The following is a 14,795-nucleotide window of genomic DNA, read 5'->3' as shown; positions in this document are numbered from 1 at the left end:
TCCCATGACTCCTTTCAGGCTCACTGCGCGGGGCGCGCCCGGGTGGTGGGGTGGAACTCCCGACCCTGCCCCGCCTTCTGGAGATCCGATGTGGCGTCTGTCGCTCAGTTCCGTGCGTCACCGGGCGCTGCTCTTCGCCGGCACCTTTGTCTCGCTGATGCTCGGAGTGACGCTGATCGGCCTGTCGGTGATCGCGCTGACGGCCACGTGGAACGTGGAGCGGCCCCCGGACCAGAGCCCGCCCCCGATCACCGTCGAAGACGGCCAGGGCACCACCCATGTGTTCGCCCCGGGAGGCCTGGACATGGGAGGCGTGCAGACCGTGCTGATCCTCACGGGGGTGGTCGCCGCCTTTCTCACCTGCTTCGTCGTCGCGGGGACCTGCGCGCTCAGCACCGCGCTCCGCCGCCAGGAACTCGGGATGCTGCGGCTGGCCGGCATGAGCGGGCGCCAGCTGCGCCGCATGGTGACCTGGGAGTGCGTGGCGGTGGCAGCGCCCGCCGCGCTGATGGGGTGCCTGCTGGCGTCGGTCGCGGCACCGTGGGCCGTGAGCGCCCTCAACGCCACCGGTCTGTCCCCCGCCGAGCTGCGGACCGGTCCCGTCGTCGGTCCGCTGATCGTGGCCGCGAGCAGCGGATTCGTCCTGGCCGTACTGGGTTCGCGCGCCTCGTCCCGGCGCGCGGCGCGCGTACGGCCCGCGGAGGCGCTGAGGGAGGCCCGGCTCGACACACGAGTGATGACGGCCGGCCGGTCGGTGACGGGTGCGGTGGCGCTGGCCGCGGGCTGCACCGCGCTCGCGCTGACTCCTGGGGCCGGCCTGGAGGCCGCCATGCCGTTGACGCTGTGCGGCACGCTTGCCCTGACCCTGGCGGCATCATCGCTCGCGCCGCTTCTTCTGCCCGCCGTCGTACGGCTGGCCGCCGTGCCGCTGCGGGGTACCCGCTCGGTGCCCGTCCGGCTTGCCGTGGAGGCCACCCGGACCGCGCGGCTCAGGACGGGTGCGCTCACGGTGCCGGTTCTCGTCGTGCTCACGGTCATTGCCGTCTTCAGCTCGGTTCTCGCCGCCACGTCCGCCACGGCCGGGGCCGATGACCGGCAGCGGACCCTGGGGCAGCTGCTCGTCGAGCCGGTCTCGGGCGGAGGGCTCGACGACGGCGTGCTGGCCGCGCTGCGCGGTGATCCGCGGGTGGCCGAGGTCTCGGCCCCGGCCTCCGTCGAGCTGGCCGTGGCGGACGAGACCACCGCACGGCAGGACAAGGGCGCCGCGGTCGACCTGCCGGCGCTGGCCCGGACGCACCGGATCGATGTGAGAGAGGGGGCGACGACGGCCCTCGCCGCGGACACGGTCGCGATCTCCAAGGAGTTCTCCGACTGGTACGGGTATCACGTGGGGACCCGGCTGACGTACGGTCTCCCGCACAGCAAGCCCGTCACCGCACGGGTGAGCGCGGTCCTCGAAGGCGGATCGGCCGTGCCGCACGTGCTCGTGCCCGCCGGCGCGCCCGGCGCTCCGCTGCCCCAGCGGGCCACCGTACTGCTGGCCGATCCGGGGAAGGACGCGCCCGGTGACGTGGCGCGGGAACTGACCGCTCTCCTCGGCCCCGGCCACGTGCGCGTCACCACGACCCCTCAGTGGTTCGCCGAGTCGTCCAGCGGCCAGGACCGGGCCACCTTGGTGCTGCTCATGGTGCTCGCCGTGCCGGCCGCGACGTACGCGCTCATCGCCGTCGGGTGCGGCCGGCTGATGGCCTACAGCCGGCGCGGTTCCGAGATCGCGTCGATGCGCCTGCTGGGCGCCAGCCGCCGCCAGGTACGGATGACGGCGCTCTGGGAGGCCGTCGCCACGACCGTGGTCGCCGTCGCGGTGGCAGCCGTTCTGGCCGCGGTCTCGCTCCTCGCCTACCGGTCGGCGCTGGACGCCGCCTACGGCACGACCGTGCTCGGTGTGCCGTGGGGAGTGCTCCTGGGGCTGACCGGCGCCTGTCTGGCGGTCGCATCGGCCGCCGGGTTGCTCTCCGTACAGCGATTCCTCGGCAGGGAGCAGGGAACCGCATGCGCGTCCTGATCGCCGATGGATCCGCGCTGCTGCGGATGGGACTGGCCCGGCTCCTGGAGGACGCGGGAGTCGAGGTCGTGGCCTCGTTGGCCAGCGTGTCGAACGTCATGGAGGCGGTACGGAAACTGGAACCGCAGGTGGCCGTCATCGACGTCAAAACGCATCCCGCGTACACCGATGAAGGAATCCGTGTGGCCCGGGCCATTCAGGCGTCCTGTCCGGAAACAGCGGTTCTGGCGCTCACCGAGTATGCCGACATCGAGCAGGTGAAGGAACTTGTCCGGAACGCTCCCCGAGGCGTCGGCTACCTACTGAAGCAGCGGGTCGAGGGCATCGGCGACGTTCTCGTGGCACTGGACAGGGTTTCCCGGGGCCAGGTGTTTCTGGATACCGAGCTGAGTGAGTCGCTGATAAACGGCCCTTACGGCATCAACGGCACGTACAAACTGACCGAGAGGGAGCGTGAAATCATTGAGCTCATAGCGGCAGGCATGACGAACAACAGCATCGGATGCCGGCTCGGCATCTCGGACCGGGCCGTCGAGAAGCACGTGACCTCGATGTTGGCGAAGCTCGGAGTCCCTCAGTCCAGCGCGGGTCACCGCAGGGTACTGGCCGTGCTGGCCCATTTGAGGCTCACTGGCCGGATGCCGGAGGCGGGGCGGCACGAGCCCGAGCCGCCCCACGGCGAAGATGCCCCGACACCCACGGGATCCGGCACGTAATACTTCTGACCTGGCATCTTTCCTGCCAGGGAAACATCTTGCCTCTGACCGGCCCCTCCATCAACGATGAAGGGGTACGGCTGCCCGCACCCCGATGGTGCAGGAAGCCGTACGGGCAAGGCCGGCCGCACTGTTCGTCTCATGTGTGCCGCACGGCGGAACCGGTCGACGGATGGGTTGGAAATGGACGCGCAGCAGATTACGGATCGGCTGCGAGAATTGGCGGAGAAAAACGCCGTTCCCGGTGCGCAGCTCGCGTATGTGAGTTCCACGGACGACATATCCGTGGCCATCGGGGTCCGGTGTCACGGACGACCCGAACCGGTGGACACACAGACCGCGTTCCCGTTCGGTTCGGTGACCAAGGCGTTCACCGCGACTCTGGTGGCTCAGCTCGCCTCGGACGGTGAGGTGGACCTCGACGAGGCGCTCGGAGAGGTCCTGCCCGAGTGGCGAGGGCCGGGGAACGGGGCGGCGACCCCCCTCACCGCCCGACACCTGCTGACGCACACGGGTGGCCTGATCGGCGAGCACCACACCGACGACTCCGCCTCCCCGTCGCTGCTCCGGTACACGGCGAGCCTGTCGTCCCTGCCCCTGCTGCACACCCCCGGAACCCAGTTCTCCTACTCCAACGCCGGATACTCCGTACTGGGCCGGCTCGTCGAGGAGGCCACGGGCGGGACGTGGCGGGAAGCGCTGCAGAGCTTCCTCCTGCGGCCACTGGACATCAGCCCGCACTTCCTCCACGGTCCCCGTTCCGGTGACCGGTCCCTGGCCCAGGGGCATGCCGTACGGCCCGGGCGTGGCCTGCCCCAACCGGTGGAGCCGGCGCTGCCTCCCACCTGGGCACCGGCGGGAGGGCTCGGCGGAAGCGCCGAGGACTTGATCGCCTTCTGCCGTCTGCACACGGGAACGCACCCCGCAGCCAACCGTCTCCTGGCCGAGGAACACCGCTCGGCGATGCAGGATCCCTGTCCGGTCGCCGACCCCTTCGGCATGGCCGACGGCTGGGCCCACGGCTTGGCCCGGTACGGCCCTCCCAGCAGTGACTGGCTCGGCCACGACGGCACGGTGGACGGCGCCGCCTGCCACATCCGGTTCAACCCCGGGACCGGGGAGGCCGTTGCGCTCACCACCAACGCCACCAGCGGCACCAGCCTGTGGTTCGACGTCGTCGCGGAGCTCCGCTCGCTCGGCCTCGACGTCGGTGAGTACCGGCTGCCGGCCCCCGCGGCGCCGTCGGCGGCAACCGACCGGAGCCTTCTCACCCTGCTGGTGGGCGACTACGCGAACGGGGACACCGTCTTCTCCGTCCGTCCGCACGGTGACGGTCTGCGCCTCAGCGACCGTACGGGACTGGTGGCCGACCTCATCCTCCACGACGACCTGGTGTTCACCGCACGGCGCGTCGACACCGCCGCACCGCCCTATCCGGGGCGCTTCCTTCCCGACCACGACAACGACGGCATCGGTCTCCTGCAGCTGACGGGGCGCACCGCGAAGCGCGTGTCCACCGGCGGCTGACTCCCGGCCCTTCTTCCCCGTCCACCTCTCTTCCCGGCAGCCCGACAGCGGGCCTGTCGCGGCACATCAGCCCATCTTGGAGGCACAGCTTGACTCGCGCCGCAGCATCGGCTGACCGACCGCTGTCCCAGCATGTGGAGTTCTGGCGAGAGTGGCTCACCGGCATCAGCCCTCTGGACCTGCCGACCGACCGCCGCCGCCCCGTCGTACGCTCGTCGCAGACCGCCACCCATACGTTCGCCCTGCCGCGGGGTCTCGCCGAGACGGCCCGCCATCTCGCCGACCCGCACGGCGCCGGCCTGCTCAGCGTCCTCACCGCCGCCGCGCTCGCCCTGTTCACCCGCTACTCCGGCCAGGACGACATCGCTGTCGGCACCCTCTCCCCGCGTACCGGACACACCGTCGTCCTGCGCGGTGACGTCCACGCCGGGGCGTCCTTCACGTCCCTGGTCGGACAGGTGAAGGAGCGTACGGACGAGGCACTCCGCCACGACGGGGTGTCGCTCGCCCAGCTCGTCGAGGCCCTCGCCCCGGAGCAGGACACGAGCATGACCCCGTTCGTGCAGGCGATGATCGTGGTGCGCGACGCGGACGTCGCCGACGCGGTGCCGTTCGACCCCCTGGACCTCGCGCTCGAGTTCCAGGTCGAGGCGGACCACGTCACCGCGGTCGTCCACTACTCCACGGCGCTCTTCGACGCGAGCACCATCGCCCGCCTCGCCCGTCACTACGCCGTTCTGCTGGCCGGTGGCCTGGAAGACCCGACCCAGCCGGTCGGCGCACTGCCCGTCCTGGGCGAGAGCGAGTTCTACCAGGCCGTGCGGGAGTGGAACGCCACCGGCCGGACCGTGCCCAGGAGCAGCTTCCCCGAACTCTTCCGTGCGCAGGCCGAAGCCCGCCCGGACGCCGTCGCGGTCGTCGACGAGCACGGCCCGCTCACCTACGGAGAACTGGACCGGCGCTCCAGCCGCCTCGCGCACCGGCTGCGCGGGAAGGGAGCCGGCCAGGACGTGCTGGTGGGCCTCTGCGTGGAGCGAGGCGCCTCCGTGATCGTGGGGATGCTCGGCATCATGAAGGCCGGGGCCGCCTACGTCCCGCTGGACCCCAACTACCCGGCGGACCGGCTGGCGTACATGCTCGCGGACTCCGGCGCCCAGCTCGTCGTGACGCAGGAGAGCCTGGAGGGTCTGCTGCCCCCGACCGACGCGGTCGTGGTGCACCTGGAGCGGAACCCGGCCTCGCCCGAGGCCGGGCCCGATACCGCGCCGGACGACGGGCCCGTCCCCGACGACCTGGCCTACGTCATCTACACGTCGGGATCCACCGGTACCCCCAAGGGCGTGCTCGTCTCGCACGCGGGCATCAGCAGCCTGGTGGCCGCGCAGACCGAGCACTTCGACGTCACGCCCGACAGCCGCGTCCTCCAGTTCGCCTCCGTCAGCTTCGACGCGGCGTTCTGGGAGATCTGCATGGGCATCCTCACGGGCGCCACGCTCATCATGGGCTCCGAGACCACTCTCCAGCCCGGTGAGCCGCTGGCGGCATACGCCGCCGAGCACGGGGTCACCCACGCCACGCTCACCCCGACGACGGTCTCCGTGCTGCCCGAGGGACGCGGACTGCCCGCCGGGGCGACCCTGGTGGTCGCCGGCGAGGCGAGCACCGGGGACCTGGTCGCACGCTGGTCCGCCGGGCGGCGGATGGTCAACGCGTACGGGCCCACCGAGACCACCGTGTGCGCGACGATGAGCTCCCCGCTGAGCGGCGCCACGGTGCCGCCGATCGGCGGTCCCATCACCAACACGCAGGTACACGTGCTCGACGACATGCTGCGCCCGGTACCGGTCGGCGTACGCGGTGAGCTCTACATCGCCGGCGCCGGACTGGCCCGTGGGTACCACGGCCGCGCGGGACTGACCTCCGAGCGGTTCACCGCCAACCCGTTCGGCGGTCCGGGCAGCCGCATGTACCGCACAGGCGACATCGTCCGCCGCCTGCCCGACGGCTCACTGGAGTACCTGGGCCGCGCCGACGACCAGGTGAAGCTCCGGGGTTTCAGGGTCGAACTCGGCGAGATCGAGGAGGCGTTGACGCGCCTCCCCGATGTGGCCCAGGCGGTGGCGGTGACCCACAACACCAACCTGGTGGCGTACGTGACTCCTTCGGGCGCGGTCCGCCCGTCGCCGGAGGAGCTGCGCGCAGAACTCGGTGACCAGCTACCCGAGTACATGGTCCCCTCGGCCGTGGTGGTCCTCTCCGCCCTGCCGCAGACCCCGAACGGCAAGGTCGACCGGCAGGCGCTTCCCGTGCCGGGAACGGTCCAGGAGGAGGGGCACGGCTACGTCGCCCCGCGTGACGCCGTCGAGGAGACCATCGCGGCCGTCTGGTCCGAGGTACTCGACGTCGAGCGGGTGGGCGTGCACGACGACTTCTTCGCCATGGGCGGCAACTCGATCCTCTCCGCCCGTGCCGTCTCCCGTCTCCAGGCGGTCCTGGGCGTCAGGTTCTCGCTCCGTGTCCTCTTCGACACCCCGACCGTGGCCGCGCTCGCCGCCTCGATGCCGTCCAACGAGCAGGGCGGAGACGCCCCGATCCCGTCGGCCGCCCGGGACGCGGCGCTGCCGATGTCTCACGGCCAGCAGCGTCTGTGGTTCCTCGAGGAGTTCGATCCCGGCAGCGCCGAGTACCACACCTCCGTGGCGCTGCGGCTCTCCGGCGCTCTGGAAACCGCTGCTCTGCGGGGTGCCCTCACCGATCTGACGGAGCGTCACGAGTCGCTGCGCACCACTTTCGGTGTGGTCGGCGGCCAGGGTGTCCAGGTCATCCACCCGGCCCTCGAACCGCAGTGGAACAGCGTCGACCTGTCCTCCGTCCCCGGGGATCTCCGTGAGGACCGGCTGCGCGAGCTGGTACGGACGGAGGTCGCACGGCCCTACGACCTCCAGCGCGGCCCGCTCGTCCGTGTCCTGCTCGTGAAGATGTCCGCCGACCACCACGTCTGCGTGCTGGGCGTCCACCACATCGTGACCGACGGCTGGTCGACCGGGGTGATCACTCGGGAACTCGGCGAGCTCTACGCGGCCCGGGTGGAAGGACGGCCGGCCGAACTGCCCGACCCCCGTATCCAGTACGCCGACTTCGCCGTATGGCAGCGCACGCGGCTCGCCGACAACGCCATCGTCAACAGACAGGCGGAGTGGTGGCGGGAGAAGCTGAGCGGTCTGTCCCCGCTGGAGCTGCCCACCGACCGCCCCCGCCCGCCCGTGCGCTCGTCCCACGGAGCCGAGGTCCGGTTCGACATCCCGGCGAGCATCGCCGGGCCGGTGAGGGAGCTGGCCGGCGACCGAGGAGCGACGCTGTTCATGGCGCTCACCGCCGCGGTCAAGACCGTTCTCGCCCGGTACTCCGGGCAGGAGGACATCACCGTCGGCACCGCCTCCTCGGGGCGTACCCATCGCGATCTCGAGCAGCTCGTCGGATTCCTCGTCAATACGGTCGTCCTGCGTTCCCGGATCGACCGGAGCGCGTCCTTCGGCCAGATCCTGGACCAGGTCAGGGAGACGGTACTGGAGGCGTTCACCCACGAGGACATGCCGTTCGAGCGGCTGGTCGAGGTGGTGCAGCCGGAGCGGGACATCAGCCGCACGCCTCTGTTCCAGACCATGGTCGTCCTGCAGAACGCCCCCGCCGGAGACCTTCGGCTGCCCCATGTCGACGTGCGTGCCTACGAGGTGGAACAGGTGGGCGCACCGTTCGACCTGTCCTTCGAGTTCATCGAGCGCGGTGACGCCGTGGTGGGCCGGATCGTGTACAGCTCGGCGCTCTTCGACGAAGCGACGGTGGAGCGGCTCTCACAGCATCTGACGGCGCTGCTCGGTGCGGCGGCGCAGGAGCCCGACCGGGCGGTCGCGGCGCTCCCGATGCTCACCGACCGCGAGCTGCACCAGGTCGTTCACGCCTGGAACGACACGGCCAGGCCGCTGCCCGGACTGACGCTGCCGGAGTTGTTCGCCGAGCAGGCGGCCCGGTACCCGGACGCCTGCGCCCTCTCCTATCTCGGCGAGCGGCTGACCTACAGGGAACTGGACGAACGCGCCAACCGGCTCGCCCACGAGCTCGTTGCTGCGGGCGCCGGCCCGGATCGGCTCGTCGGCCTGTGCATGGAGCGCGGCACGCAGATCATCGTGGCGATGCTCGCGGTGCTCAAGGCCGGAGCCGCCTACGTGCCACTCGACCCGGCCTACCCCGCCGACCGCCTCTCGTACATGCGGGAGGACGCCGGCCTGCGACTGCTGATCACGCAGGGGCACCTGCGCGACCGGATCGCGACCACCGGCGCCGGTCTGCGCATCGTGGACGTGGACGGAGACGCGGCGTCCGTCGCGGCCAGGCCGGCGACACCCCCCCGGGATCGCCCTCTCCGCCGACCACCTCGCGTACGTCATCTACACCTCGGGGTCCACGGGCGCCCCCAAGGGCGTGATGACCTCGCACCGGGCGGTGACACGTCTGGTCCACAACTCCGGACTCATGGACGTCCGGCACACCGATGTCGTCCCGCAGTTCGCCTCCGTCTCCTTCGACGCCAACACCGTCGAGGTCTGGGGAACGCTGCTGAAGGGCGCAACTCTGGCCATCCATCCGCCGGCGCCGCCCACCGGTGCCGAGCTCGGTGTCTTCTTCGAACGGGAGGGGGTCACCGTGGCCGGTCTCACCACCGGTCTGTTCCACCAGGTCGTCGAGGACGACATGGAGGCGCTCGGCCGGCTGCGGCTGGTGGCGGTCGGCGGCGACAAGATGTCTCCCGAGCACTCCATCCGTCTGCTCGACGCCCATCCGCACGTGCGTCTGAGCAATGCCTACGGTCCGACCGAGGCGACGTCCGTCACGACGGCGCACGTGATCGACCCGGCGGTGGACCGGCACGGCGCGGTCCCCCTGGGCAAGCCGATCGGCAACACCCGGGTGTACGTACTCACCGACCATCTGGCGCCCGCGCCGATCGGCGTACCGGGCGAGCTGCACATCGCCGGCCCCGGCCTGGCCCGCGGCTACCTGTGGCGGCCGGGCCTGACAGCCGGCTCCTTCGTGGCCGATCCGTTCGGCGAGCCGGGCCAGCGCATGTACCGCTCGGGCGATCTGGCCCGCTGGCGGGCCGACGGCACGCTGGAGTTCCTGGGCCGGGCCGACGGCCAGGTCAAGATCCGGGGCTTCCGGATCGAGGTGGGCGAAGTGGAGAGCGCCCTGAAGCAGCATCCGACCGTGGTGAACACCGTCGTGATCCCGCACCAGGCCGCCTCCGGACACCGCCGACTGGTCGCCTACGTGGCGAGCTCCCGCAGGGTGACCACCCAGGAACTCCGTACCCATCTCGCCGGCCTGCTGCCGGACCACATGGTGCCCTCGATCTTCGTCGTCATGGACAAGCTGCCGCTGACGTCTCAGGACAAGGTCGACCTCCGGGCCCTTCCGGATCCCGAGATCCATGCCGACCGGTCTGCCGTGGAGTACGTCGCCCCGCGCAACGGCACGGAGGAGACGCTGGCCTCCGTGTGGGCCGATGTCCTCGGCCTGGAACGCGTCGGTGTCCAGGACAACTTCTTCGACCTGGGCGGTGACTCGATCCTGTCCCTCCAGGTCGTGTCGCGCGCACGCCAAGCAGGTCTCGAACTCGCCTCGAAGCTGCTCTTCGTCCACCAGACCATCGCCGCTCTCGCCCCGGCGGTCGGCGTCCTCGCCGACGACGGTGGGCGCGGCTCCGGGGCGGCCCCGACAGGCACAGCAGAACTCACCCCCATCCAGCGGATGTTCTTCGCTCAGCATCCCGAGGGGCCGCACCACTACGCCATGTCGATCCAGGTCGAACTGGCACCGGACACGGACACCGCGGTGCTGGAGCGTGCGCTGCAGGCGGTGGTGGCGCACCACGACGCACTGCGCATGCGGTTCCGCTCCGGGAGCGAGGGGTGGATCCAGGAGTACGCGGACGCATCCGAGTCGACCGTGACCCTGGCGGAAGCCGATCTCGCCGATCTCCCCGAGGACGCCCAGGGGGAAGCCCTCGACCAGGCTGCGCTGGCGGCCCAGAGCTCGCTCGACCTCACGTCCGGCCTGCTCCTCGCGGGTGTCCACGCCCGACTCGGGGAAGGGCGGAAGCCGCGTCTGTTCCTGACCGCGCACCACCTCGTCATGGACGGGGTCTCATGGCGTGTGGTGCTCGACGACCTGGCGACGGCGTACGCCCGGATCGCCCGCGGCGAGGACGCCGGTCTCGGGGCACGCACCAGCAGCTACCAGGACTGGGCGCGGCGCTTGTCGGACCACACCCTTTCCGGTGGCTTCGATCACGAGGTGCCCTACTGGGAAGGCGTCGACGTGGGTACGGCGCTGCCGCGTGACGGCCGGGCGACCAACACCTTCGGCTCCGCCGCGGTCGCCTCCGTCTCCCTCGACCGTGCCGAGACCAAGGCGCTGCTGCAGCAACTGCCGCCGGTCTACCGCACCCAGATCAACGACGTGCTGCTCACCGCGCTCGCCAGGGTCCTGAACCGGTGGGCTTCGTCCCCGGTCACCATCGCTCTGGAGGGTCACGGCCGCGAGGACCTCTTCGAGGACATCGACCTGGCACGCACCGTGGGCTGGTTCACCACCGCCTTCCCGGTCTCGCTGGACGTCCCGGAGCAGGACTGGGGCACCGCCCTCAAGACGGTCAAGGAACTCGTCCGGGCCATACCGAACCGAGGCATCGGCTACGGGGCGCTGCGCCACCTGTCCGCCGAGGACGGGCCGGGCCGCACCCTCTCGGACAGGCCCTCCCCACAGATCAGTTTCAACTACCTCGGCCAGTGGGACAGTTCCGCCGACACGGACGGGCTGATCCACGGGAGGCAGCCGGGCCTCGGCCGGGAGCAGGCACCAGGGCTGCCCCGTCCGCATCTGATCGACATCGTGGCCGCCGTCACGGACGGCACGCTGAAGGTCGACTGGATCTACTCCCCTGGAAACCACACGCCCTCGACCGTCGAACACCTCGCGGACGACTTCCTGACCGCACTGCGGGAACTGATCGGCCACTGTCTGCTGCCGGACAGCGGCGGCGCCACCCCCTCCGACTTCCCGCTTGCGGGGCTCGACCAGAGCGGTGTCGACCGGATCGCAGGGGACGGACGCGATGTCGAGGACATCTATCCGCTGACACCCATGCAGGCCGGCATGGTGTTCCACTCCCTGGCGGACCCCTCGGCCCCGACGTACTTCGAGCAGATGACCTACGTCCTGGACGGGGTGTCGGACCTGGACCTGCTGGCCCGCGCCTGGCAGCTCGTGGCCGACCGTCTGGAGATCCTGCGCGCCTCCGTCGCCTGGGAGGACGTCGCCCGGCCTCTGATGGTCGTGTACCGCAGGACGGCCCTGCCCATCGAGCGGCTCGACTGGCGCGGCCTCGACGCGGCGGAGCAGGACGAGGCACTGCGGCTGCACCTGGCCGAAGCCCGTGCTCGCGGCCTGGATCTGGCCACCGCTCCGCTCGTGCGGATCGCGCTGATCCGAGTCTCCGACACCTCCGTGCGGGTGATCGCCGGCTTCCACCACCTCCTGCTGGACGGCTGGAGCGCCTTCAGCGTGCTGACCGAGGTCCACACCGCCTACCGGTCGCTGCGCTCGGGTGAAACACCCGCGCTGCCCGCCCGTACACCGTTCCGGAGCTACGTCGAGTGGCTGGAGCGGCAGGACGTGCCCCGGGCGGAGGCGTACTGGGGCGACCTGTTGGACGGCGTCGACAGTCCCACGCCGCTGCCCTACGACCGGCACCCGCAGGCAGGGCACGAGTCCCTGTCGACCGAGCGCCTCTCGGCGGCGCTCTCCCCGGAGGCCTCGGAGCGGCTGTTCGCCTTCGCGCGGCGCCACCGGTTGACGGTCAACGCGGTGGTGCAGGGCGTATGGGCGCTGTTGCTCTCCCGCTACTCCGGTGAGCGCGACGTGGTCTTCGGCGCGACGGTCTCCAGCCGGCCGACCGAGCTGGCCGGCGTCGACACGATCGCGGGCCTGCTCATCAACACGCTGCCGGTGCGCATCGACATCGACGAGACCGCTCCGGCCGCCGAATGGCTGGTCCGGGTGCAGCGGTCCCAGGTGGAGTCCCGGGTGTACGAGTACGTGCCGCTGTCCCGCATCCAGAGCGCCACCGGGATCGGCCCCGGGACCGATCTCTTCGCCAGCCTCGTGGTCTTCGAGAACTACCCCAGGGACGAACAGCCTTCGGGCGAGGACGGCCTGCGGCTGCGGGGGCTCGAGGGCATGGACATCACGAGCTTCCCGCTCAACCTGTTCGCCTACACCGATGCCGGATTCCACTGCTCGCTGGTCTACGACCCCTCCCTGTTCGACTCGGCGACGATCGAGCGGATGGCCGGCCACTTCACGGCACTCCTGGAAGGAGTCGTCGAGGACGGCGACCGCGCCCTGGCGTCGGTTCCGATGTTCCGGTACGGCGAGTTCGAGCGGGTGCTGCACGAGTGGAGTGAGACACCGGGCGTCCCGGTGCCGGAGGGCTGTGTCCACCAGGCGGTGGCGGCGCAGGCCGCCGCGACGCCGGACGCCACGGCGGTCCGCTCCGGTGGGGAATCACTGACGTACCGGGAGTTGGACGAGCAGGCCAACGCCCTCGCCCACCACCTGATCGCGCTGGGCGCGGGCCCCGGCAGGCCGGTCGGCCTCTCGATCGAGCGCGGTGCGCAGATGGTGGTCGGGCTGCTCGGCATCATGAAGTCCGGAGCGGCGTACGTGCCACTGGACCCGGCCTACCCGGCCGATCGTCTCGCGTACATGCTGCGCGATTCGGGGGCCCGGATCCTGGTCGTCCGCCCGCAGCCGGACGGGCTGCCCGTCGACGGGATGACGGTGGTTGATCTGGACCGGGACCGGTCCACGATCGAGAAGCAGCCGACGACCGCGCCCGACGTGAAGGTGTCCGGTGACGATCTCGCCTACATGATCTACACCTCGGGTTCGACCGGGCGCCCCAAGGGCATCGCCACCGAGCACCGCTGCGTACTGAACCAGCTGGCGAACGTCCGCCACGCCTACGGGTTCGGTGAGGACGACGTGTGGACGATGTTCCATTCGTACGCCTTCGACGTCTCCGTCTCCGAGGTGTGGGGATGCCTGACATCTGGTGGCCGCCTGGAGATAGTGGCGCGCGACTGGGTGCGGGACCCCGAAGCGACCTGGGCCCTGCTCCGGCGGACGGGGGTCACGGTGCTCAGCCAGACGCCCGCCATGTTCCGGGCCCTGGTGGAGACGGCGTCCGCCTCCGGCCAGCCGGCGCTGCCCGTTCTGCGGCTGGTGTTCCTGTGCGGTGAGGTCCTGGAACCGAAGCACCTGACCACCTGGTTCGACCACTTCGGTTCAGGAGAGGCCGAGCTGGTGAACATGTACGGGCCGACCGAGGCCACGGTCTACGTGACGCACAAGGTGATCACCGAGCAGGACGTGAAGGCGGGCGGTGCCATGTCCATCGGACGCCCGCTGCCCAGCTACCGGGTGCTGGTGCTCGACAGCACCGGTGCGCCGGTACCGGTCGGTGTCACCGGCGAGGTGTACATCGCCGGCGCCGGCCTGGCACGGGGCTACCTCAACCAACCGGAGCTGACCCGCGAGGCGTTCCTGCCGAACCCGTTCGGCGGACCCGGAGAGCGGCTGTACCGGTCGGGTGACCTCGCACGGTGGCGGACGGACGGAACCCTCATGTGCCTCGGCCGGGCCGACGGCCAGGTCAAGATCCGAGGCTTCCGCATCGAGACAGGAGAGGTGGAGGCGGCACTGACCTCGCATGCCGAGGTGTCCGACGCCGCTGTCGTGCCGCACTCGGAAGGCGACCGGACGTTCCTGGTCGGGCATGTGGTGGCCCCGGGGTGGGAAGAAGCCGACCTCGACCGGCTGCGCGGTCATCTCCTGCTGACACTGCCGGAGTTCATGGTGCCGGCGGTCTTCCTGCTCCGGGACGCCCTGCCCGTCACCCCGAGCGGCAAGATCGACCGGCGGGCGCTGCCCGCCCCGGAGCCGCAGCAGTGGGAGAACCGGTCGGACTATCAGGCGCCCGGGTCCGTCACCGAGGAGGCCCTCGTGGCGATCTGGCAGGAGCTGCTGAGCTCCGACCGGATCGGCGTCCGCGACAACTTCTTCGCGGCGGGGGGCGATTCGCTGCTCGCGGTGCGCATGGCCTCGCGGATCAACGCGGCCTTCGGGACCAGCCTTTCGCCCAGGGTGCTCTTCGACCGCCCGACCATCGCCGAGACCGCCGGTGAGATCGAGGAACAGATTCTGGCCGAGTTCGAAGCGGGCGCCGGCACACCCTGACGGGTTCCGTCCCTTCCTCCCTCCCCAAGCAGCCCCCGCCGGTCCACCCCCGGCCGGCGGGGGCCCTGCCCTCCCGTATGCGTTCCCGGGTGCGCCTCGGCGCAGCGCCCATGACATGTCCTCAAGGAGTT

General features: G+C 70.8%; 4 protein-coding genes and 1 pseudogene. All 5 read left to right on the top strand.

The genetic code is table 11. The annotated features are described in order from the left end of the window. Positions 1-88: 88 nt before the first annotated feature. Complete coding sequence (locus BKD26_RS24510) at positions 89-2,065, top strand: FtsX-like permease family protein (protein ID WP_179166675.1); 1,977 nt, start codon at positions 89-91, stop codon at positions 2,063-2,065. Beyond that, positions 2,053-2,781 (top strand): response regulator transcription factor, encoded by a 729-nt coding sequence (locus BKD26_RS24505; protein ID WP_084902065.1) that lies wholly within the window; start codon positions 2,053-2,055, stop codon positions 2,779-2,781. The genes BKD26_RS24510 and BKD26_RS24505 overlap by 13 nt, the downstream gene beginning before the upstream one ends. A gap of 141 nt (positions 2,782-2,922) precedes the next feature. Then, complete coding sequence (locus BKD26_RS24500) at positions 2,923-4,308, top strand: serine hydrolase domain-containing protein (RefSeq protein WP_347105437.1); 1,386 nt, start codon at positions 2,923-2,925, stop codon at positions 4,306-4,308. Positions 4,309-4,442: 134 nt separating this feature from the next. Continuing rightward, positions 4,443-8,573: pseudogene (locus BKD26_RS42095) on the top strand (amino acid adenylation domain-containing protein); the annotation flags it as partial. Positions 8,574-8,718: 145 nt separating this feature from the next. Next, positions 8,719-14,664, top strand: a complete 5,946-nt coding sequence (locus tag BKD26_RS42090; RefSeq protein ID WP_347105451.1) for an amino acid adenylation domain-containing protein — start codon at positions 8,719-8,721, stop codon at positions 14,662-14,664. Positions 14,665-14,795 lie beyond the last annotated feature (131 nt).

Origin of the sequence: Streptomyces sp. CB03238 (genome assembly GCF_002099185.1) — a bacterium.
In the GTDB taxonomy this organism is placed as follows: domain Bacteria; phylum Actinomycetota; class Actinomycetes; order Streptomycetales; family Streptomycetaceae; genus Streptomyces.
Note: the sequence above shows the minus strand (reverse complement) of the source record. Positions and strands in the feature narration are given on the sequence as shown.

Excerpts from the sequence above, each read along its gene's own strand:
- BKD26_RS24510 (WP_179166675.1), top strand. The coding sequence starts at position 89 with ATGTGGCGTCTGTCGCTCAGTTCCGTGCGTCACCGGGCGCTGCTCTTC.
- BKD26_RS24505 (WP_084902065.1), top strand. The coding sequence starts at position 2,053 with ATGCGCGTCCTGATCGCCGATGGATCCGCGCTGCTGCGGATGGGACTG.
- BKD26_RS24500 (WP_347105437.1), top strand. The coding sequence starts at position 2,923 with ATGTGTGCCGCACGGCGGAACCGGTCGACGGATGGGTTGGAAATGGAC.